This window comes from Streptomyces crystallinus (assembly GCF_039521265.1).
GTDB lineage: Bacteria > Actinomycetota > Actinomycetes > Streptomycetales > Streptomycetaceae > Streptomyces > Streptomyces crystallinus.
The window spans coordinates 1-20,051 of record NZ_BAAACA010000034.1 but is presented as its reverse complement, the minus strand read 5'-3'; the positions used below and the strand labels follow the sequence as shown (position 1 = coordinate 20,051).

At 69.6% G+C, this 20,051-nt stretch carries 20 protein-coding genes and 2 pseudogenes; 1 reads left to right on the top strand and 21 read right to left on the bottom strand.

Features of this window, described 5'->3' with window-relative positions; translation table 11 throughout:
• Positions 1 to 69 precede the first annotated feature (69 nt).
• The 18 genes and pseudogenes from ABD236_RS22865 to ABD236_RS22785 all read right to left on the bottom strand — a co-directional run bounded on the left by ABD236_RS22865 (position 70) and on the right by ABD236_RS22785 (position 17,207).
• Entirely contained in the window at positions 70 to 1,101 is a 1,032-nt protein-coding gene (locus ABD236_RS22865; RefSeq protein ID WP_344076176.1) for an adenine nucleotide alpha hydrolase family protein, read from the bottom strand.
• Positions 1,102 to 1,506: 405 nt separating this feature from the next.
• Positions 1,507 to 1,977 (bottom strand): annotated as a pseudogene (locus ABD236_RS35150) (Mom family adenine methylcarbamoylation protein); the annotation flags it as partial.
• Positions 1,978 to 2,075: 98 nt separating this feature from the next.
• Entirely contained in the window at positions 2,076 to 2,558 is a 483-nt protein-coding gene (locus tag ABD236_RS22860) for a DUF6248 family natural product biosynthesis protein (protein WP_344076687.1), read from the bottom strand.
• A gap of 35 nt (positions 2,559 to 2,593) precedes the next feature.
• Positions 2,594 to 2,902: a hypothetical protein gene (locus tag ABD236_RS22855; RefSeq protein ID WP_344076173.1), complete on the bottom strand. Its 309-nt coding sequence runs from the start codon at positions 2,900 to 2,902 to the stop codon at positions 2,594 to 2,596.
• A gap of 92 nt (positions 2,903 to 2,994) precedes the next feature.
• Positions 2,995 to 3,830: pseudogene (locus ABD236_RS22850) on the bottom strand (DNA-processing protein DprA).
• A 76-nt stretch (positions 3,831 to 3,906) separates the two neighbouring features.
• A complete protein-coding gene (locus tag ABD236_RS22845; RefSeq protein WP_344076171.1) occupies positions 3,907 to 4,443 on the bottom strand; it encodes a single stranded DNA-binding domain-containing protein in 537 nt (178 codons plus the stop codon).
• Between the two features lie 137 nt (positions 4,444 to 4,580).
• Positions 4,581 to 5,567, bottom strand: a complete 987-nt coding sequence (locus ABD236_RS22840; RefSeq protein WP_344076169.1) for a hypothetical protein — start codon at positions 5,565 to 5,567, stop codon at positions 4,581 to 4,583.
• Between the two features lie 453 nt (positions 5,568 to 6,020).
• Complete coding sequence (locus ABD236_RS22835) at positions 6,021 to 6,491, bottom strand: hypothetical protein (protein ID WP_344076167.1); 471 nt, start codon at positions 6,489 to 6,491, stop codon at positions 6,021 to 6,023.
• Positions 6,492 to 6,578: 87 nt separating this feature from the next.
• A complete protein-coding gene (locus tag ABD236_RS22830) occupies positions 6,579 to 6,956 on the bottom strand; it encodes a hypothetical protein (RefSeq protein WP_344076165.1) in 378 nt (125 codons plus the stop codon).
• A gap of 128 nt (positions 6,957 to 7,084) precedes the next feature.
• Entirely contained in the window at positions 7,085 to 7,408 is a 324-nt protein-coding gene (locus ABD236_RS22825; protein WP_344076164.1) for a hypothetical protein, read from the bottom strand.
• Between the two features lie 91 nt (positions 7,409 to 7,499).
• Entirely contained in the window at positions 7,500 to 9,038 is a 1,539-nt protein-coding gene (locus ABD236_RS22820) for a ParB/RepB/Spo0J family partition protein (RefSeq protein ID WP_344076163.1), read from the bottom strand.
• A gap of 1,244 nt (positions 9,039 to 10,282) precedes the next feature.
• Positions 10,283 to 11,083 (bottom strand): hypothetical protein, encoded by an 801-nt coding sequence (locus ABD236_RS22815; RefSeq protein WP_344076162.1) that lies wholly within the window; start codon positions 11,081 to 11,083, stop codon positions 10,283 to 10,285.
• Between the two features lie 78 nt (positions 11,084 to 11,161).
• Complete coding sequence (locus tag ABD236_RS22810; protein ID WP_344076159.1) at positions 11,162 to 11,611, bottom strand: hypothetical protein; 450 nt, start codon at positions 11,609 to 11,611, stop codon at positions 11,162 to 11,164.
• 14 nt (positions 11,612 to 11,625) lie between these two features.
• Positions 11,626 to 12,816 carry a hypothetical protein gene (locus tag ABD236_RS22805; protein WP_344076157.1) on the bottom strand — a complete coding sequence of 397 codons (1,191 nt, stop codon included), beginning with the start codon at positions 12,814 to 12,816 and terminating at the stop codon, positions 11,626 to 11,628.
• Positions 12,817 to 13,132: 316 nt separating this feature from the next.
• A complete protein-coding gene (locus ABD236_RS22800; RefSeq protein WP_344076155.1) occupies positions 13,133 to 14,137 on the bottom strand; it encodes a DUF932 domain-containing protein in 1,005 nt (334 codons plus the stop codon).
• Between the two features lie 133 nt (positions 14,138 to 14,270).
• Positions 14,271 to 14,789: a hypothetical protein gene (locus tag ABD236_RS22795; protein WP_344076153.1), complete on the bottom strand. Its 519-nt coding sequence runs from the start codon at positions 14,787 to 14,789 to the stop codon at positions 14,271 to 14,273.
• An 80-nt stretch (positions 14,790 to 14,869) separates the two neighbouring features.
• Entirely contained in the window at positions 14,870 to 15,217 is a 348-nt protein-coding gene (locus tag ABD236_RS22790; protein ID WP_344076151.1) for a hypothetical protein, read from the bottom strand.
• Positions 15,218 to 16,433: 1,216 nt separating this feature from the next.
• Positions 16,434 to 17,207 (bottom strand): hypothetical protein, encoded by a 774-nt coding sequence (locus ABD236_RS22785; protein WP_344076149.1) that lies wholly within the window; start codon positions 17,205 to 17,207, stop codon positions 16,434 to 16,436.
• Between ABD236_RS22785 and ABD236_RS22780 the strand changes: the two genes are divergently transcribed.
• Complete coding sequence (locus ABD236_RS22780) at positions 17,196 to 17,411, top strand: hypothetical protein (RefSeq protein WP_344076147.1); 216 nt, start codon at positions 17,196 to 17,198, stop codon at positions 17,409 to 17,411. The genes ABD236_RS22785 and ABD236_RS22780 overlap by 12 nt on opposite strands.
• 44 nt (positions 17,412 to 17,455) lie before the next feature.
• Here ABD236_RS22780 and ABD236_RS22775 read toward each other — a convergent pair whose 3' ends face one another.
• From ABD236_RS22775 to ABD236_RS22765, 3 genes are read right to left on the bottom strand one after another with little or no spacing between them, the layout of a single operon-like run.
• A complete protein-coding gene (locus ABD236_RS22775; RefSeq protein WP_344076145.1) occupies positions 17,456 to 17,722 on the bottom strand; it encodes a hypothetical protein in 267 nt (88 codons plus the stop codon).
• An 18-nt stretch (positions 17,723 to 17,740) separates the two neighbouring features.
• Positions 17,741 to 18,229 (bottom strand): ATP-binding protein, encoded by a 489-nt coding sequence (locus ABD236_RS22770; RefSeq protein ID WP_344076142.1) that lies wholly within the window; start codon positions 18,227 to 18,229, stop codon positions 17,741 to 17,743.
• Positions 18,219 to 19,727, bottom strand: a complete 1,509-nt coding sequence (locus tag ABD236_RS22765; RefSeq protein ID WP_425543932.1) for a Mu transposase C-terminal domain-containing protein — start codon at positions 19,725 to 19,727, stop codon at positions 18,219 to 18,221. The genes ABD236_RS22770 and ABD236_RS22765 overlap by 11 nt, the downstream gene beginning before the upstream one ends.
• Positions 19,728 to 20,051 lie beyond the last annotated feature (324 nt).

Here is a 20,051-nt window from a genome sequence, read left to right as displayed (position 1 = left end):
TCCTTGTCCCCACGGTAGCGGCGCCTGCCGCGCCCAGGCTGCGCGTGGGCGCGGCAGGCGGTGGGGACATCAGTGGTGAGCGGTGCAGCCGTCGCACGGCGTGCGCCCGTTGCGGCGGGCGAGCCGTGGTTCCTTGCGCGGCTTCTGCTTGAGTGCTGCCCGGATCTGTACTTCCAGGGCGATGAATTCGGGTCCGTCGTCCGGGCAGATGACGCCGGGGTCGGGCGCGCCGCAGGTAGTGGCGTGCCGTATCAGGTCGGTGATGCGCCAGTCGGGCCGGAAGGTGTCGCCGCGCACCTGCTCGACTTCCGCGTACAGGCGGGCGAGCCGCGGGCGGCGGCCGATGGCGAGCAACAGGTCGCGGCGGGAGGCGAACACGCACAGCGAGCAGGAGCAGCGGGAGGTGCCGGCCCAGTCACCGGCGCCGGGTGCCGAGTCGTAGGTCCAGCTGTAGGGCACGGGGGCGTCGGCGTGCCACTTCTTGACGTCCTCGGTCGGCCAGTCCTTGACGGGCAGCCATTCATCGACGATCCGCGCGCTGTTGGCCTGCACAGTGCGGAAGACTGGCCGCTTCTTGCGGTCGGTTCCCTCGTCGCTGCGTAAGCCCATGACCTTCAGGATTCGCACGGGGTGGCCGAGTTCGCGCCCCAGGCGGCGGACGATCGGTGTCCAGGCGCTGGAGACCACGCCCTCCTTTGCCGCCGTGCGGCAATACGGGCTGCCCATCCGGGGGAAACGCCCGTAGGCCGCGATCTCGGTGAGCAGGCTGTGCGGCATGCGGGTGCCGTCCGGGCCGGGCAGGGTGCGGGTGACCTCGATGTGCCTCTCGGGCGGCACCCCGAACGCGGCACTCTGTAGCGCGGCGAGCTCGGACACGCCGGGGTAGCGGGTGCCGTCGAAGTCGACGGCGGGCCACTCCAGCACACCAAGACTGGAATGGTAGGAGAACACCCGCTCCTCCACACCGGTGGTGCGGGCGGCGTCCATGAACACGGCCATCGTGACCGCGCTGTCCTTGCCGCCGGACAGCTGGGGCGCGAGAAGGTCGTAGGAAGCTAGGTCGGGCCTGCCGGACGAGCGGCGGGGCGTACGAGAAGGCATGTCAGCTCCAGTGAGTCGCAGGAGTGGGCGACGGGGGATGGGCGCCGGACGGGTGGGACCGCGGTGAGGGTTGAGCTGGGGCCCGGGCTCACGCGGGTGAGGGCTCGGGGTCGCGCCGTTTGGGGTAGGGCCGGCGTGCGGGAAGGCCGAGTTCGACTTCTTCCCGCTCGCGGCGGGTGCGGCCCAGCCGGTAGACGAAGCGGTGCGCGCCGCGGTGGCGGATGGTGCGGGCGCCGACTGCGGCCAGGGCCTCGCGCAGCCATGCCGCCGGGTCGCAGCTGGGCCCCGGCCGCGGAGCGCCCAGCGCGATGAGCTGGGCGCTCGCGTACGCGCAGCCCTGCTCTTGGCGGCGGACTTTCTGGGCCGTTCGTTAAAGACGGTGCCGTCTGGGAGGAGCTTGACCGTGCGGGCGGTGGCCCGGCCGGTGTACACGGCGTTGGTCGCCGCGTAGATCGTTCCGACGTGGCCGGGCATTACCAGGGCACCTGCGGCGGTCCGGCGCGGTACCGGGTCGGCGAACGTGACCACTCCGCGTACCCCGGTATGGAGCAGGGCGTCGAAGCAGCGGGCGAGGAACCACGATTCGGCGTTGCCGGGGCACTCGTCGAGGAGTACGAACCGCGAACAGACCAAGGATTCGGTGTAGGGGCGCAGTTGTGGCAGGGGATTGGTCAGCACGGCTGGGCTGACCGGGACCCCGAACAGCGACCCCGCACAGACGTCGCTCACCTGCGGATGTCTCGTACAGGGCCAGTCGCCGGGTCGCGGCCGGGTAAGTGGCGGAGTAGTGGTGAGTGCGCACGAAGTGTTCGGCCTGCGCCTCGCCGAGTGGGGCCACTTCGTAGTGGTTGGAGTTGAACCCGCCGTCGTGCACATGCTGCCAGGAGTGCGTTCACGTCAGCGCTGGCACCAGGGCGACACGGGTGTGATCTCCGGTAGGTCCCGCAACAGCATCGGGTGCTGGACGGGGAAGCTCACGGCGTTGCCTGCTGCTGGTCCTGGGAGTTGCTGTCGAAGAGCGAGAGCTGGCCCTTGGGGGTGGGAGCCAACCCGGGCGCGGGCCTGGCCGGGTGGGCGGTGGACGGCCCGGACGTGGTCGTTTCGGTAGCGGCAGCCTTGTGGGGAGCCGCTGTGTGGGGGCAGGGGCAGATCCACCGGCAGGGACGCTGGTGCGGGGTGTGCCGGATCACGGAGACGACGAAGCCGCCTCGGTCGGTGAGGGTGCCTGCATCCGTGTCGACGCGTGGTCCGTTGGCGCTGATGCACTGGCCGTGGTGGCCGGTGCGGCAGGGGTAGCAGGTGCCAGCTTCGCACGAGCACCACCGGTGGAACCCGTGAGGGTAGGCCTCGTCGATCTTGCGCAGGGCCGTGGTCCAGGCATTTGCACGCACCCACGCGCCTTCCTCCGCGGTCATAGGGGAAGGCGTCGGTGAGGGGATGGGGTTGAGGATGCCCATGATTGAGGCACCCACGTAGCGCAGCCAGCTCGTCGTCACGCGTCGTCTCCAAACAGGGGTGGCGTGGTGTGGAGTTCGTTCATCCAAGCGAGGTGGCGGGGGAGGCTGGTATCGGGGCCGAAGGCGAGGTAGGTGCCGTCGGCGCTGGCGCAGCCGAAGGCCTGGGCGGTGTGCAGCCGTCGTCGGCGGGAGTTGACGCGGCCCATGTGGACGGCCATGCAGTGCTCGCGGGCCTCCAGGGCGAGGCGGTGGGCGGCCCAGGGCTCGTTGTAGTAGTCGGCTCCCTGGAGGGAGACGGCGGCCAGGATCAGGTCGCCGTCGGCGACGTCACCGGCGCGGGCCACGAGGGCGAGCGAGGGGCCTGGGAGCAGCGGGCATGGTCTTCGTCGTCGCCATACCCCGCCGGCAGAGGCGGGTACGGCTGGGTGGCCGGGCTTCAGAGCAGGGCGAGTGCGGCCTGGGGGTCTGTGACGGGGACGGCCTGCTGTGCCGTCAGCAGGCGAGCGGTAGGGCCCGCCTGCGCGCCCTTGGATGAGGGCGACACCAGCAGGGGCCGGCGGAGACTGACGGCGACCGTGGCGGTGAGCATCGCTGGCTCGCCGTCGTCCAGGACCTCGGCGACAATCACCGCGCGGGCGAGAGCGGCGAGCAGGCGGGCGCTGGCCTTGAGTGTCAGAGCGCTGGCCGGGGTGCCGGGCGGGTAGAGGCTGAGCACGGCGCCGCCCCAGGCAGGCACGGACCGCAGCAGCGGTGCGTGACCTTCGGGGTGAGCCCGGTCCAGGCCGCACGGTAGACAGCCAGGGACGCCCGCCCGGCGCGTGCGGCGGCCTGGTGGGCGGCGGAGTCGCCGCCGTAGGCGAGCGTCGCTGTGACGGTGTGACCGGCTTCGGCGACAGCGGCGGCGAAGGACTGGGCTTGGGCGAAGGACCGCCGGGTGGCGTTGCGGCTGCCCGTCACCGCGACGGTGCTCGCGGTCAGCCCGGGCAGGCGGTCTGCGCCACGGACCCACACGCCCAGCGGGCAGTGGGGACCGAGATCGGTCAGCGCGGCGGGCCAGGCCTCGTCCGAGGGAATGAGGAACCGGCCGGAGGTGGCATGTAGCCCGCCTGCCGGGCTGTAACGGGGAAGGCGGCCGCTGCTGTCGCGGGACAGTCGCTGCTTCCAGACCTCCTGCGGCGAAAAGCCGGAGAGCTCGTCGGCGAGTTGGGTGGGAGAGAAATGGGCGGCGAGCGCGGCGCGGGCGGCGCGTTCGCTCAGGCGGGGGCTGGGCATGGTGAACCTCCATCAGGGTGCGGCCGGGTGGGCAGGCCGGGGGTGCGAGGTGCGGTGGGGTGGCTCTCGGGCGCGGTCAGTGCCTGGTGGGGCCGGTTGCGGCGACGGCGTACCAGGGTGCGGGCGGCGCGGTGTCCCACCAGTCGGCTGGAGCCGCTGCGGCCGGGGCGGGGACGGGGGCCGGTTGGACTGCGGGGGTGGGGCTCGCGGGCGTGGCGCGGTGAAGGGGTGCGGATGTGCTGTGCGGGGCGGGGGCGTGTCCGGCGAGGACGGCGGGCAGGGTGTCGTCGATGTAGGCGATGTGGTGGGCGAGGTCCACGCCGACCTGGGCCGAGTCGAGGTGGAGCAGGCCCGCGCGCAGGGCCAGGTTCCCGGTGGCGATGACGTGCACGGCGTCGGTGAGGCATTCGGCGACGTGCCGGGCGAGGGGTCCTAGGACGGTGCAGATGACCGGGACCGGTTCGCTGTCGTGCCACTGGCCGCGGGTGCTGTCGTAGGCGCGGGGGACCTGCATGAGGGTGAACCGGGCGGCGGGTGTGCCGCGTTCGGTGTGGCGCAGCTGCACGATTCCGGTTACGCGGCCGCGGATGACGGCGCTGGTCTCTCCGCTCATGGGGATCCTCCTAGAGGCGATGAACGTCGGGTGCTGCCCGGAAAGGTGAAGCGAGTTCCATAATACCTGAAACGTGGGTGGGTGTCATCCCGTTTCCTGTCCGCAGAGGCACCCGCCCAAGGTTCCGCTGGCCATGCTCACCTCCTCGTGCCGGATGCCTTCGTCTTCGCCCGCGCGGCCGCGTCTTCTGCGGCTGGCTTGGGCTTTCGGCACGGGCCTGCGCCCTCACAGCAGGTGGCCGCTGCCGGGTTGTCCCCGTGGCAGGCCGGGCAGTTCCACAGGAGTCCTGCGGCCAGGGCAGCCGCGCGGATGGCCTGCCGGTGACCGGCCTCGGCGGCGTTGAGTAACTGGTCCAGGACGGCTTCTCGTGGTGCGCCTTCGGTGCCGCTGTCGTCGAGTACGACGGTGTCCTCAACGGTGACGCGCAGGGGCACCGTGCCATCGGGTCGCACGAGTCGGTCGCTTGAGGTGTCGAGGTGGACGGAGACCCGCACGTCGCCGAGCTCATGGTCGCGGTAGGCGAGCACCAGGATGCCGTTGACCTCGCTGCACGGAAGGTCGTTCTCATCGGTTTGCGGGTGGAAGACGGTGCTGCGGTTCGCCCGCTCGCACGCCTCGGCCGGGGGGAACGCGAAGGCGAGGGGCATGAGGCGGCCGAGGCGCCCTCCTTGGACGGTGGCGCGGTGGAGCGAGTAGCCCTCGTTGGGGAAACGGTGGCAGTCGGGCCCGTAGTACAGCTCCACGGCCCGGCGGTCATCAGCGGGAGGGTAGGGCCGGATGCCCTCGTGACTGCGGAGGTTGCTCCAGTTGCCGCGTACGTGGCGTGCGATTTCGGCAAGCGCGGGGCCTTCGTCGGTGAACGCCAGGACGCGGTCTTCGCCGCTGTCCCAGCGGCGCAGCAGCCAGATGCTGCCCGGCGGGCGCGGCGGGATGTACGCGAGGGCCGGTTGCGCGGCAGTGAAGTCCAACCGCTCTAGCCAGCCGCCGAGGATGTCGACCACGTCCGCGCCGGGCCATTCTCCTGTGCGCTCCTCCAGTTCGGTCAGCTGCTGGTGCAGCGCCAGAACGGCCTTGCCTATGGGGGTGTTCCGGTCGACGGGAGTCTTCGGGTCGGAGGTGGTCACGGGGGTTCCTCTCGCGTCGGAGGATGGCGGATGGGTGCGCGGTGCGCCTGCTGGGCTCAGAACTCGCCGGGAACGCGCAGGCGGACGTGTCAGCGGTGGGGGCCGGCCTGTTGCTCGGTGGTGGCGGTTGCCTGGCGGAGGTCGCCCTCGCAGCTGTGCTGATCCAGGCAGGACACGCAGCTCCGCCTCGGCTGGGCTGGAGGCGTCGATCGCGAACAAGGTCGTGGCGGTCGGCCGTCCCTCGGCCGGGCGCCCCACGACCGTGCCGCTACGGTGCAGGGCATGCCAGGCGGTCTCGGGTCGTCGGGAACGGGAGGCAGTGTCACGGGGCGGCTGGCGTCGAGGCTGCCGAACGCGGTGCGTCCGATGTGGGTCAGCGAACCCAGGGCACGACCAGGCCCTGGACCAGCGGCCGGTGGAGACAGCGCACCGGTATACCGGGACGTCCCGTCTTCACTGTTCCCTCGGCCCTGTTGGCTGCGCGGCGACGGCGTCGGGCAGCGCCGGGATGGGGAGGCTGAGGCGGATGCGCAGGCGGTCCGGGGTAGCGGGGTGAGCGTTGTGGGCTTCGATGCAGGCGGGGCAGGTTGCCTGGCGTGGGTCTGTGGCCACGGTGGCGGTGTCGCCGCACATGGTCGGCTGTGCGTCCAGGAAGACGGCGTCGCTGGCATGCGGCGGGGCGGGGTGCGCGCTGATGCAGGCCGCGTGCTGGGGTACGGGCGGGGCGCTGCGGATGGCGTCGCTGAGCTGTTGCAGCCGGTCGGCGAGCTGTCGCGGCGACCCGTACAGGGCGATGCCGTTGCTGCCGGTCCCTACGGCGACGGCGATCTCGCCGGGTTCGACGATGGCGTCGTCGATGTCGGTGCCGGGGTAGAGCAGCACCGCGGCGCTGGCGGTGTCGGCCCATTCGAGTCGGTTGAACATGTGCGGCGCTCCTTGTTGGTTGCGGAGACGGTGTCTGCGGGTGCGGTCCGGGGCGGCATTGCCGCGCCGCCCCAGACCGGGGTGGGGTTACGCGTCGGCCGGGGGGTTGGTGAGCTCGATACAGGCGGCCGGGACCTTGGGGATGCGGTAGCGCGTCTGGTCCTTGCGGACGGTGAAGCGGGTGTTGTGGGGGTCGTTGCGCAGCTGCTGGGTGGAGTCCTCGTCGAGCACGAAGTCGAAGCGGCTGCCGGTGGTGTTGGGCTGGCCGACGGTGCCGGTCAGGCGGCGCAGGCAGGCCGGGCGGATCGTGGTGTTGATCCGTGCGGTGCGCCCGGGAAGGATGACCGGGCGCTGGGCGGCGTCGAGTTCGACCAGGCGGGCGGCGGCCGTCTCCTGGACGGCGGTGAGGGCGTCGACGTCGGTAAGGGCGGCGACGTGGGCGCGGATTTCGGCAAAGGTGGGCATGGCGGATTCCTCTCTCGTGCAGCGTGGGGTGATCCGGGCCCGGGGTGCGCCCGGTGGAAGAGCCCGGCCGCCGGACGGCGGGCCGGGGATGGACGCCGGTGGTGCGGTGCCTGCGGGGTGTGCGTCTGTCAGCCGAGCGGGTAGATCACCAGCGCGGCGACGGCGTTGCCGGGGATCTGCGGGAAGAGCTCGCGCAGGCCGGGGTCATGGGCGAGGTCGCTCTCCAGCGGGTAGATCTCGCCGCGCAGCCCGTCAGCCTCGGGGGCGTAGCGGGCATGCTCGTAGGTGCTGAACGGTGAGAAGCCGTTGCCCTCGGGGGCGGTGCAGAGCACGACCAGGGTGGTGCCCGGAAGACGTGCCCAGTCGTGGGCCACCAGATGGCGCAGCACGTCAAGGCAGAGCGGCTGCTGTTGCTGACTTGCCAGGGCTTGCGTGAGACCGGACGCGGACATGAGGGGCTCCCGGTGTCGTGCGTGAGCGCGGGTTGTGGGGCCGGGCACCGTGGGTGCCCGGCCTTCGTGCGCGGGCGTCTGGCCTGGTGGCTCAGGCGTCGTCGGTGGCGTCAGTGTCCTGGCGCCGGTGGGCGGCGACTGCCTGTTCCTCGACCTCGGACAGCCGGTAGGAGCCCTTGTCGTCCTGACCGAGTTTCTCCAGGAGCAGCAGGTAGGCGGCCTGCTGGGGGGTGGGGTCCTCCCACAGGAAGCGCACCTGCATGGTGGCGTCGTTCCAGCCCTTGGGCTCGCGCATGTCGCGCTCGAAGGCGGCGGCGACATGCGCGAACAGCACGTGAGCCGTCCGGGCCTTGGAGAGGGTGACGTGCTCCGAGAGCCGCACCTGCTCCAGCGGGCTCTCGGGCAGCTTCACCCCCAGGAACTGGGCTACGTCCTCGCCCTCCTGGCGCTGTGCCCACTTGCCGTAGAAGCGGGGCAGGTCCAGCAGCACCCCCAGGGCGAACAGCCGGGCCTCTTCCGGCAGGGCTTTGCTGGTGCGGACCAGGCGGGAGACGAACGCCTTGCGGGGGCCTGCGGCAGCCTTCCAGGCCCGGTTGCACGCGGTGGTGCGGGCCCGCTCGGCGGCGGCCTCTTCGTCCTCGGCGCTCTTGCGCGGCTTCGGCTTCGGACGCACTTTGTGGCCGTACTCGGCCGGGTCGGCGCAGTACCACAGGGGCTGATGCTCGTCGTCGAGGCGGGCGCTGTGGCCGGGGCAGCCCTTGTGGTTGGCCTCCTCCAGTGGCCTGCCCAGGGGTGTGGTCAGATCCGACAGAGGCCGGGCGGTGTCCTTCTCCCCGTACGCCGAAGGCGCGGGCAGCAGCGGGATGGCGGCCTTCTCCAGTGCCGCGACAGCCTCTTTGCGGGCGGTGCGGTCGTCCTGCTCGGCTTTGAGGAGGGCGAGTTCCTGGTCCCAGTGACCGCGCCCGCCCCCGTCCTCCGCCTCATCGCGGGCCAGCGCCCGCAGCAGGCGGTCCTGGGCGCGGGGCACGTCCTCGACCTCCGCGAGCTGGGCGATCTGCTCCAGGTCCATGCCCGAGGCGGAGGCCCGGCGCAGGGTGGCGTCATCGAGCTGCTGCGCGCGGCCAAGCCGCTTGCCGGTACCGCGCTTGAGGCCGAGCGCACACGCGGCCTGCGTCTGCTCCACCTCGTCCATCCCCAGCAGCGACAGCTCGGCGGCCTTGAGGGTGTCCTTGGGGGACATGTCCTGCCGCTGGTGGTTCTCGATCAGGGACAGGAACCGCGTCCAGGCGTCCCTGTCCACCAGGTCGGTGCGGACATAGGCCCTGATCTGCCGCTGGGGGTGGCTCTCCGCCTCGGCGGTGGCGTTCGCGATCTGTGCGGCCTGGGTACGCCGCCAGCCCTTGAACGCGCCATAGGTGCCGTCCGGGCGGGGGCGGACACTGACCGGGTCCTGGACGCCGACGGCCTTCACGGAGTGGATCAGCTCGGCGTCGGGCTCGGTGTCGTGCTCGCGGGCGTTGTACTCGTCGCGCACGATCGTGCTCGGGTCGAGCAGAACGGCACTCAGGTTCTCCTCGGCGGTGTCGACGGGGAGGGGCGCGGCCGTCTGGTCGGCGGTGGCTGTGGCCATGTCTGGCCTCCTTGTGCTGGGTTGACGGACGTTCAGCGGAGTCGAGAAGGAGCCACCTTCCCGACATGTTCCATAATACTGTAGTCGTGGTGTGGTGCAACCGTATTACCCGGCGCTGGCCCGCCGCGAAGGTGCAGGTCAGCGCACCCGCCGGCGGGCGGCGTGGACAGAGCACGCGTACACCGCACGAGCGCCACCCCGCAGGCGGCGGATGGAGGCGACCTGCTCGTTGCACGGCAGCCCGCAGTCGACACACCGGCGCTCCTCCTCTGCCATGGGAGCCGACGCGGGCGGCGGGGATAGTGCGGATCGGGGCACGGCGGAGCCCTTCTCTTCACAGCGGGCGGATACCGGTGGTTGCGCGGATTCGTCGTTGAGGGTGAACGGCGGACGTTACGGAGCGCGCGCGGCCGGGCCCCGGTCATCAGGCCACCGGGGTGGGCGGTGGCGTCGTCGCGCAGAATCAGGCGAAGCGGAGCCGCGTGTTCAGCACGTGCCCCAGAAACTCCTCCAGGGCGGACAGTGCACGCATTTCGGCCCGAGCCGCGACCGGTCTCTCAGACCAACCGGAAGCATTGGTTCAATGGGCTGCTCGGTGGGCGTCGTAGCGTACGGCGTCGGCGCGGGCATCATCTGCGGTGTATCCGGTGTCGCACCAGGTGCGGCAGAGCTGCCCCGGCGGTGTGTGACAGGTCTCGCATCGCTCTTCGAAGTCCTCGGGCCTGAATGGCGGCGGTGGGCTGCTCATGCGCAGCCGTCCTTGATGCGCTTCGCCACCTGGCGGGCGGACAGAACCGGGGTGTCGTCATCGGGGCTGGACAGCAGGCCTGCCAGATCTGCCCCGGACTGGACAAAGGGATCTGGAAGTTGGTGGAGTGACCCATCCGCCACATGCGGCCGTGCGGGTCGGTGACGACGTAGTCCAGGAACTGCGGGTCGCTTTGGCAGCCGTTGTCGCTCCACATCGGCGGCGAGGGCGCGGGCAAGGTGAGTGCAGCGCTGCACGGTGGCGTGGGTGAACGATGCCATGACTCGTCTCTCCTCGTGAGCAAGGGCAGGGCAGGGGCGGACCGGGGCAGCCTGGCGGCACGCCACTTCGGGGTTGCTCGGGGGCAGGAGATCTGTTCCGGGGCGGGGACAGGCGGGCTTGTTCCCCAGTTGACGCCGCGTTCAGGGCTGAGTGGGTCCCCGGTGAATTCGTTGGTGCAGTAGGGGCGGCTGGGCGGGCCGCCCCGGGCGGGAGGTCAGGACACGTAGCGAGCGCTGGAGGCGGTGCGCAGCGGTGGGTGGCCGCGGTGGCGTAGTCCTTCCCGTTCGGTAAGGAGGTGGTCGAGTCGGCGGCGGGTGTCGGCAGCGTTGCGCGCGCTGATGTCGGCCCAGAGCGGCAGATAGCTGGCGCGGTGGGCGACTGAGTCAGGGTGGTTGCCGAGCAGATAGGCGAGCAGCGGGGAGGGCTGTTCGGTGAACAGGCGGGCCAGGAACCACCACGCCTGGATGCACATCCGGGCTGATCGGTGGTGCTGCTGCGCTTCCCGCTCGTCGCGGCTGATGTGTGCTTGGTCTGTTGTGATCATCGATTCCAGCCAGGCACGCAGCTTCGGGGTCTCCCGCCACCGGGCAAGGCGTTGCAGTTCCGGCAGGTCGGGGCGGGCGGCGTAGTGCTCTCCGCAGCCGTGCATCACGGTGTGCAGGGTCGTGCTCGCCTGGGGCGGTGCGTCGCGGTCGGCGCTGTCCGCCAGCCTGCCGTTGATGAAGCAGCCGTCCCCGGCGTCGGCCGGAACAGTCAGCCGGCGGGTCATGACCCCGGTGTAGGAGCGGCCACGGATGCGGGGGAGCGGCTCGGTGGGGAGGGCATGGATGCCGTTTTCGGATCCGAGACTGATCCGCAGCGCCCGGAAGTCGTCCCACTGGCGAGGGTCGTGCGAGGCGACCACGTGCACGGTGCCCGTGACGGCGCCGGTCAGGGCGTAGCGGACGGCCCCACTGGGGTCCGGCTCGCTCGGGGCGGCGGGCACGGTACCGGACGCGGTGTCGATGCTGAACACAGCGCATTCTCCGATCATTCGAGGAGCACCGGGGAGGCGGCGGGCCGCTTCGGGGCGGCCCACCGGGAGGAGCGGGGGTCAGGAGAGCTCTTCGGGGCTGGGAACGGTCAGGCCCGGGCAGTACTCGACGCCGCGTTCGGGGCTGAGCGGGTCGCCGGTGACGGCGTCGGTGCAGTAGGCGGAGAACACCTGGGCGGCGGTGAGCGGGGTGAGCCAGCCGGCCTGCACCCGCCAGCCGCGCACCCGCTCCGCCGTGTCCTGGGTCGCCGACGTACGGACGACAAGTCCGCCACCGGCCGCTGAGGTGAACGCCCGGCTGAGCACCTTGGCGAGTGCCCATGTGTCGGCTGCCGTGTGGTGGAGAGTCATCTCCTCTCCGCACAGGACGACGTCGACCGTTGTGATCGCGACGCCCTTACCGTCGCTGCACACGAGGTGCTGCTGGCCGGTGCCCAGCACTGCGAGCAGCCTGGCCACGGCAGTGGTCGCCCGGCGCAGAGCCGGATCCTGGTGATTGGTGGTGGGCATGGCGGAACCTCCTGTCACCGTGTCGGGTCGTCGAACTGGACGTGGACCTCGTGCGCGGCAACGGTCACCGTGCGGCCGGGGCGGGCCAGTACAGAGGCGTAGGCCTGCAAGTCTTGGTCGTAGTGCTCGCCTTCGTGGTGCGGGGCAGGCAGTCGGGTTCCGGGCCGGACGGACCCCCAGGGCTCCAGAAGACGTGAGACCGTGACCGCACCGTGCGGTGCGGGGCAGATGAGGAAGCACGGTGTCTCGGCGTCGTCGACACCGCTCAGGCCGTAGGGCATGTACCCGGCCATAGCCAAGTCGACGGCCAGCGCCCGGACGTGTTCCACCTCGATGAGGTCTTCGGACAGCCCGGCGAGGTCCAGGGACGCCACTTCGGCGGCGCGGGCGGCCTCGTTCTCGCGCTCAGCGCTCTCCGCGACCCCGAGGGCCCAGTGCGCATCGCCATAGGTGCGCACACAGGCTCCGGTGTACTGATCCACCATGTCTACACCGGCGCGGTGACCGACGGGGACGAGACGAAACCGCATGACGGCCTCCTCGTCGGGCGGCGGTGGGGCGAAGAACACGTAACCGCTCCCGTAGGGCTCCGTCGTTGCCAGACCGCCCCGGCGCAGGGCATCCGCGATGAACGGCGCTACCGCACGCGAGGGCCCGGCGGGGGTGCGCCACCAGGCGACAGCACGCCGGACGTTCAACCCCATCGAGTCGTGAATCATCCGCTCGCCCACGGCCACCGCCCCATGCGGACTGTCCGGGAAGCTCGACAGAATCCTCTCGGCGCGCTCCAGGGTGGAGTCAAGCGGGGCGTAGTGCTTGCGCAGTTCGGCCAGGGCTGCCAGGTGCTCGGGGATCAGCCGCTGACGGATCTGCGTGGCCGTGTGCCGGGCGGCGGCCTGCTCTGGGGTCTCGCCCTCCATGGGGCGCGGCCGGGCGGACACCGTGATCGATGCGCCGATGCCCCAGGAAGCGGCCTCCCTCGGCAGCACCGCGCGAATGACCAGCCGCGTACCGCGCCGGTTGGGCACGAGCTCCAGGACGCGACCGTCGGGGAAGACGAGCTCCGCGCGGCCCTGCACGTCACTCGGCGCCCGACACGCCGTACCGAGATGCTCGGCGACCGCCTGCGCGAACGAGGAGAGCCCCACAGGGGTGGACAGATCCATCAGGGGGCCTTCCTGGCCATCGAGAGTGAACAGTTCCATGGCAATCCCTTCGAAGCGGCGCACCTTTGGCGCGGGCGGTGAAGCGGCAGGGGGGGGCGGTGGGCGCCGAGTTGCCGGGCGGCCGCCGGCGCGGCCTGGGCGCCGGAGAACAGACGTGTTCGTGGCGCGCGCTCTGCTCCGCAGACGCGACGCGCTGCCGCTACGCGGCAGGGGCCGGCGGGCAGCGCTCCGCGCTCCTGGCACGAGGTGGAGCGCTCCGCGCTCGGGGGTGGGGCGCGGCTACTTGCTGGCCGGTGGGGACCGGATGGGCACCCCCATGGGGGTAGTTGGGGTGCCCATCCGGCATTCAGGGGGATCAGACCGTGGTGAGGGCGAAAGCCCTTTCCATCAGGCCGTTCGCCGAACCACTGATCACCCGCTCGGCACGGGCGTCTGCCTTCGCTTCGGCGGAGCCGCCTCGCGCCGGGGCCAGGTGGTTGGCGTACTCGGTGAGCGCGTTGTATCCGGCCCACCGGGTGCCCCGGATACCGGCCTGGGTGTCGGCGTTCTCGAAGAGGTTCGAGATAGCCCCCCACCGCTGGCGCTGGTTGGTCTTGGCCCGGGGGTGGTCGCTGTCCTTGACCGGCCACAACTCGTCCACGACCGATTTCAGCTCGCTCAGCGTCATCTCAGCCTCGATCATGCGCTGTGCGGCCTTCTCGAACTCCTCCGCGTACCGGAAGGTCAGGCCCAGGGCGGAACGAGCCTGCGCGATCTTGGCCTTGGCTCCGGCAGTGTGGCGGACCACGAACGAGGAACGCGCGCTGTGGAGAGCCGCGCGCATGGTGTTCGCGCACACCACACGAACCGGTGTGACCACCAGCCGGAACGCTGAACCCCCGTCGTGGCTGTTGAAAGCCGCGATGTAGAGATCGACGTCGTCGTTGCCGCCGATGGTCAGGGTCTGCGGCATCTTCATGGTCAGGAAGACCTGACGACCACCTTTGAGCGATCCGGCGGTCTCGAAGTGCGCGCCCGACTCGTCGACCAGGTGGTTGAGCAACTCCGCGTGCTCCTCGTTCTGCACGGGCTGGTAGTCGCTGCCGACCACTCCGAGCGTCTGCGTGCGGCGAGTCTTGGGGTGCGTGCGCGCGGTCGCGAAGTGCTCCGGTACCTCCAGCGACGTAGCACCGTCGTCGGTGAGCTCGGTCGCGGTCAGGGGCAGGAGACGCACGTTCCACTCGGACAGGGACGCGAGGCGCATGGCCTCTTCGGCGGTCATCGCACCAGAGGTCACGGTGCCCAGCTTGTGCCACGCGCTCTCGTTCGCGGAGACGAATGCGGCGGTGCCGTCGGTGAACTGCTCGATCTCGTGTGCCACTTCAAGTTCCCTTCGGGAGACGAACTTTCGGCGTGCCCGAGAGGGGGGCCACCCCTTCCGGGCAAGTTCCATAATACCTAAATCTGAGGGTGGGGCAACCCCTTTAACCTCCGGCCGCCCCACCCCCGCCGATCTACAGAGCGTCCCGGTCGAAGTCCTCCGGCAGAGGCTTAAAGCTCTCCACGTGCACGTTGTGGAGCACCGGACGCAGAAGCCCGTTCCGAACCTCACCGAGGCTGTAATGCGCTGTCGGACGGCCAGACAGGCTCAGGTGCGCTTCAATGTGCGTGACCCAGTAGCTCCCGTGGCGACCCGTCACGCTTCCCTCGTACTCGACCTTCTGCCCCAGGCGCGGGGGCCTTCCCCCTACGGCGCTCACCAATGCGCCTATGGCGTCATGGATCATTCCGTCCGGCAGAGGCACGCTCGCCAGTGACGGCCAGGTGTGGCCCGTGCGCACACCCGAGGTCCATCCCATCTGAAACAGGGCGTACGCCAGCTCGCGTACCTGCGGGTGGAGCCGGAATCCGAAACGCGGCGAGAGCTGAGCCAGTGCGGACTCGAAAGCTGCTTCAGTCTGCTCTTCCTCGCCCTCACTCGGGGATGCGGCGGGGTACTTGGGCTGGATCGGGTCGAGGCGGGTCATGCTCACAGCGACTGTCCTTCCTGTAGGTGTGAAGCTGTCGGGGCTCTGAGCGGGGTCCAGCATGCTGGACCACGGCGCACGGTTATCTACTTGAGCTCACGCATCCGCAGAAACTCACTGATTCGGAACGCGACAGATCGGCTCGAAAGGGCAAATCCCCTGAACGATCCGAGAATGACGGGCCCGTCGTCGGTGTCGTTGATGAACTGGTATTCCATGTCCGGGGAGTCCGGAATAAGGAACCGGATGGGACCGGCCTTGGTGTCGAACCGGATAGACGTGGTGCCCTCGCCCTTGTTGTGCTGGATTACGGCGTCCCTCAGAAGCTCGGGGCGCGGAAGGTAATTGGCGATGCTGCGAGCGGCTCGAGCCTGCAGGTTCGTGATCTCGCTTTTGAGGGAGGTCACCCTGCCCCCGCTTATGACGATCTCCACGTGAGCGCCTTCCTGTCGACGAACGTTTGGCGGCGTCGCCCGGGGCCACCGTGCGACGCGTTCCATAATACCTAATAGGCCCTCTGTGGCAACACCCCGCGTAATCTCCTGAGCTATCCCCTGAGCTATCCCCTGACCTCACCTGATCAACTGTCCGCGATCGTGCCTGGTCAGAAGCCTTTTCACTCGTGGTTGGGGTGCTGACATCCCCTCTGCTGCCGCTCTCCCTGCCCGAATGAGAGAAAAGGGTGGGGCGGGCATGGGCTGCGCGGCGGCTTCGGGGATCGGGGCGGGCTTCATGTTGCGCGTCGGCGGAGCCTCCGCGCGGCCGCTGACGCGGCCCACACGGGCCCCACTGGGCCCCGGGAGGGGGCACGAGGGTAGCCACTTGCGCGGGCGAATCCCACATGAGACAGTCTGATTGACTAAATGGAATAGGCGAACGGGATATCAGAACTGCGAAGCAGCTCTGAACTACGTGGATTTGACGAGTCAGTAAATAACACAGAGTGAGCCGGAAAACGACTCGCCCTGAACCAGGCAGCTAGACAAAGGAATTCGCGGAGCGAATTCCGTCCGGCCGAATTGCGGAGCAATTCCAGCCCCTGCCAACGGAGTTGGCAGCAATTCCGGCGGAGCCGGAATTCAGCCTGGTGTCGTGCGGTGTTTTGTCAGTGGGGTTTCGTTGCAGCCGACCAGCACACTCTGCACAAGCTGTCAGCACAGCCTCAGCAGTATCTGTCAGCCCACCATCAGGCACTGGCCAGCGCCAAACAACCCACCCCGCCACTGACATCACTGGTGGTGGCCCACAAGAGGACAGCGGGCGGGCGGAGCGGGCCGGATGGCTCAACCTGCTGGACAGGCCGAGTTCATGACGGTAAGTCAAGAAAGTCGAGAGGAAAGCAGAAAACCGGCGCCCCCTAACCCCCCAGCCAGACTATTGGGTTCGCGGAGCGAATCCAATTCGGGCCGGATCGCGAAGCGATTCGCGCCCGGGGCCAACGGAGTTGGCCCCCAAATTCCGGCTTCGCCGGAATTCAACCGCGCGGATGGTGTTGTGTGGTGTTTTGTCGGTGGTGTTTTGTTGTTGTGGTGTCAGTGGTGGGGTGGGTTGTTTGCGCTGGTCAGTGCCTGATGGTGGGCTGACAGATACTGCTGAGGCTGTGCTGACAGGTTGTGCAGAGTGTGCTGGTCGGCTGGTTGCCGATCGCTCTCACCATGTGGCCGTGAGCCACGATGTTTTTCGCTGGGGTGTGGGCCAGGCGGGGTCGCCGTTCAGGCGTGTGATGGCGGGGTGGATACCGGCGGCGGCTGCGAGGTCGTAGAGCTGGTTGTGGTGGTGGAAGTTGGTGTGCTGGAACAAACGTCGGCTGCTGTAGGGGTGTCCGGTGTGGTGCTGCCAGGCGCGGGCTGCGATGAGTGCGGGGCACGCCCATACGGGTATGGGGTGCCAGGTCCGGTCGGGGGAGCGGTAGCGGCCGGGGTGGGGCAGAGCCAGGGCGGTCGCGTCCGGGGCGAGGTCGGTGAGACAGACACGCGCGAGCTGCTGGGGTGTGGGCTGGCCGCAGGCGAGCTGGGCGGCGAGGAGCCCTGCGTGCAGCGGATGGCCGACCTGTTGCAGCCACCCGACGGGGTGGGCCGCGGGCTTGGTGTCTGCCGGGTTCTGGCCGTGCTGGTCGAGGGCGGGCCGCTGTCCGCAACGGTGTAGCCGCTGCTGGGCGGCTTCCTGTTCGCTGATGAGGGCCCAGGACGCCTCCTGCCATGCCTGCGCCCGGTCGTTCAGCCTCTCGAGGGTGTCGTGCCAGAGGAGGGTGAGGTGGATCCCGGTGCGCCGCTGGAGATGGGTGAGCTGCGCCCATCGTGCGGGGGTCTGGGTGTGAGCGCGTAGGAGGACGAGGTGGCCGATGCGCTGTGCGTGGATCCAGCTGGCGGCCGCGGTCCAGGCGGGGCGGACCATGTCGGCCCATGCCGCGCGGTGTCGGGACACGTCGCCCTGATGGCGGGGGAGGGCTTTGCCGAGCGCGGCCAGGACGTCCTGGGCCAGGCCGGGCGGGTGGGAGGCTGCCGGGGTGGGGTGGACGACCAGGCGTCCCGCGCCAAGCCGGTGCGCCGCGAGTGCGGCCTGAGTGAAGACTGGGTCATCGCCGGTGTCGAGGAGGACGGTGAATGCTGCTCGTACCGCATGACGTGATGCTGCGCCCGGATCTGTCCTGTGCCGACTGCCTGGCTTCACTGCTACATGCCGCCGATCTTGCTGTAGACCCAGTGGACCAGGGCTTCGGTGACCGTGTCCGCACCGGTCTTCCTCATCCCTGCCACGAGGTGGTGGGTGATGTTGGCCCAGTTGCGGAAGCTGCCGTGGGCGGCTTCCGCGTCGACCGCGTCGATCAGTAAGGGGTCCGCGGCGGCCCAGACGGGGTGGAATACGGTGATGACCTGCCGGATCTCGTGTTTGGGGATGCGGTCGAACTCCTGCCAGATGTACATCCGTGAGGCGAGCATCGGCTCACGGCGCAGGACCTAGCAGTTGTCGCCGCCGGCGAAGACGACGGCGATGTCGGTATGCCGGTCGTCCCACAGGTGACGCCAGAACTCGAATCCGGTGCGGCTCATCCACTGTGCCTCGTCGCACACCAGGACCCGGAACTGCTCGGCGAGGACGTTCTTCAGGAGCGCGTCGAACTCGATCGGACGCTTGGGCGGTTCGCCGGGCAGGCGCAGAGCCTTGAACAGTCCATGGCGGATGTCGCGCGGGGTGGGACCGGAGCGCAGTTCCAGGCGATAGGTGATGTCGGGTGCCAAGGCCCGCAGCGCGGAGTTCACGGCCATGGTCTTGCCGTATCCGGCCGGCCCATAAGCGCACATCATCGCCTTGGCCTCGATGACCGCCTCGATGTTGTCCCGGGTGGTCAGCAACGCCTCGGTCCCCACAAGATGCGCTGCCTTAAGGCCGAGGAAGTGGTCCTCACGCTCGTCAGGCAGGCGCCCGTAGGCCAGGTCAGTCCTCATCACGCCGTCCGTCCTGCTGCTTGGGATCCACCAGCTGCACCCAGTGCTCCGGCGCCGGGCCATGGGGAATCAGACCCGGCCGGGCCAGCTGGCGCCTGTCCCGTCGCGCCCCGCCCTCCAGCTCTCCGGCTGCTTCACCGCGGGCCGGGGTACGGCTGCGTTCGGCGCGGCCAGCCACGGTCTGCGCCTTGAACCGCTCCCGGCGCAGTCTCTCGGCAGCTTTGAGATCAGCCCGCAGGCGGCGGGCCGACGCCGTGCGGGCAGCTCTGAGCGCACGGACCTGCTCCGCCGTGGCCGCCTCGGCCAGATACGCGCTGCCCAGGTGCGTGCCGCCGGCGAAGACCTCGATGACGTCGTCGTGGTGAGGCAAGTGCCGGATGGAGACGCGCGTACCGGTCCGGCCGACCATCCACTCGGCGATGTAGTCGCGGCGGTGCCACCTGATGCCGTGGCTGGTGATGGACCGCTCCCGTCCGTCACCTTCGAGTGAGAAGTGAGCCAGCTGCTCGGGCGGAGCCTCAGCCAGCGGGGTGGCATCGGCCATCCACGCCTCCAGCGGGGTCCTGCCGTCCAGGCCAGCAGGCCGGTGCTGGCCGTTCCACCAGTTCACCCAGCCCAGCAGCCCGGCCACGAAGGCCTCGAAGGCGAGAGCGGGCGCGTCCGGATCAGCGCTCTTGCCTCCGGTGAGTTTCTGCCGGTGCAGGTAGCGGGGCAGGAGGACAAAGTGCATCTCCTCGGCCGCGCCGTTGAGCGCCTCGACGGTGCCTTTCAGATGCGGCGTGTACGGGGGCAGATCCACCACGGCGACGGCGAAGCCACCCATGGCAGCCGTGACGGTGCGGCACAGGAATTCCTTGCCTCGGTCGACCCGGATGGCGCCAGGGAGCCCTCCGGCCGGACCATAGGGCTCACGCCGGTCGATCGCACACCGCAACGAGGCCAGGACCGCGTCCCGGCTGGGTGCATGAGGAGTGACCGCCACACCGACAACCACTCTGGTCGCGCAGTCGATGAACCACGTCACCCAGGGGCAGGCCAGTTCTCCTTCGACGTCGACCTCGACGGGAACCCGCTTGTGGTCGCCTTCCCAGACAGCGTTGCGGTGGGTGGGCGGCCGTGTAGCGAAGACGTCGTACACCCGCCGGGCTGCTTCGCCCTGACGCAGTCCGGCCCGCTCACCCGCCGTCAGGTCCCGGCGGATCGCCCGGTGCAGGGTCGCCAACGACGGCGCCGGCCCGCTGTCAGGATTCAAGCGAGCCCGCTCAACCAGTTCGGCGTGAACGCGGGAAGCGTTGCCGCCCCACAGGGCCAGGAGCGTGCGCACTTCCGGTGTCACCGTGAACCGCGCCGCAGTAATGCGTCCGTGCCGGCCCTCCACTCGCGCGGCAGACAACCACCGCCACACCGTCCGCTCAGAACGCCCCAACGCCTTTGCTACCAGACGGACATGCGTGGACGTCAGCTCATCGCGGCCATCGAGGTCGAGGAGGCGCTGCACCGCTGCAGTCCGGCCCACCTCCGCCGGCACAACCCCTGGGCGTTGCTGTGCACCTGATCCGTCTTCGGTCATGCTCCAGTCCTCTCACACCGTCGGCAGAGTTCTGACGGGCTTCGGCATCGCGATGACAGCAGCAAGACGCATCTGCTAGCAGAGCCCGGCAGAAAATGATCAAGAACTCCGGACAGAAGCGCTCACGTGATACTGCGTCACTTTTAAGTGACTGAACGTCAATTCACCCACTCCTCCGCCTAGTTGCTGCGCTTTTCCGGAGTCTGCGGAGCGGACTCCGGTGCCGGATCGCGGAGCGATCCGGCCTTCCGG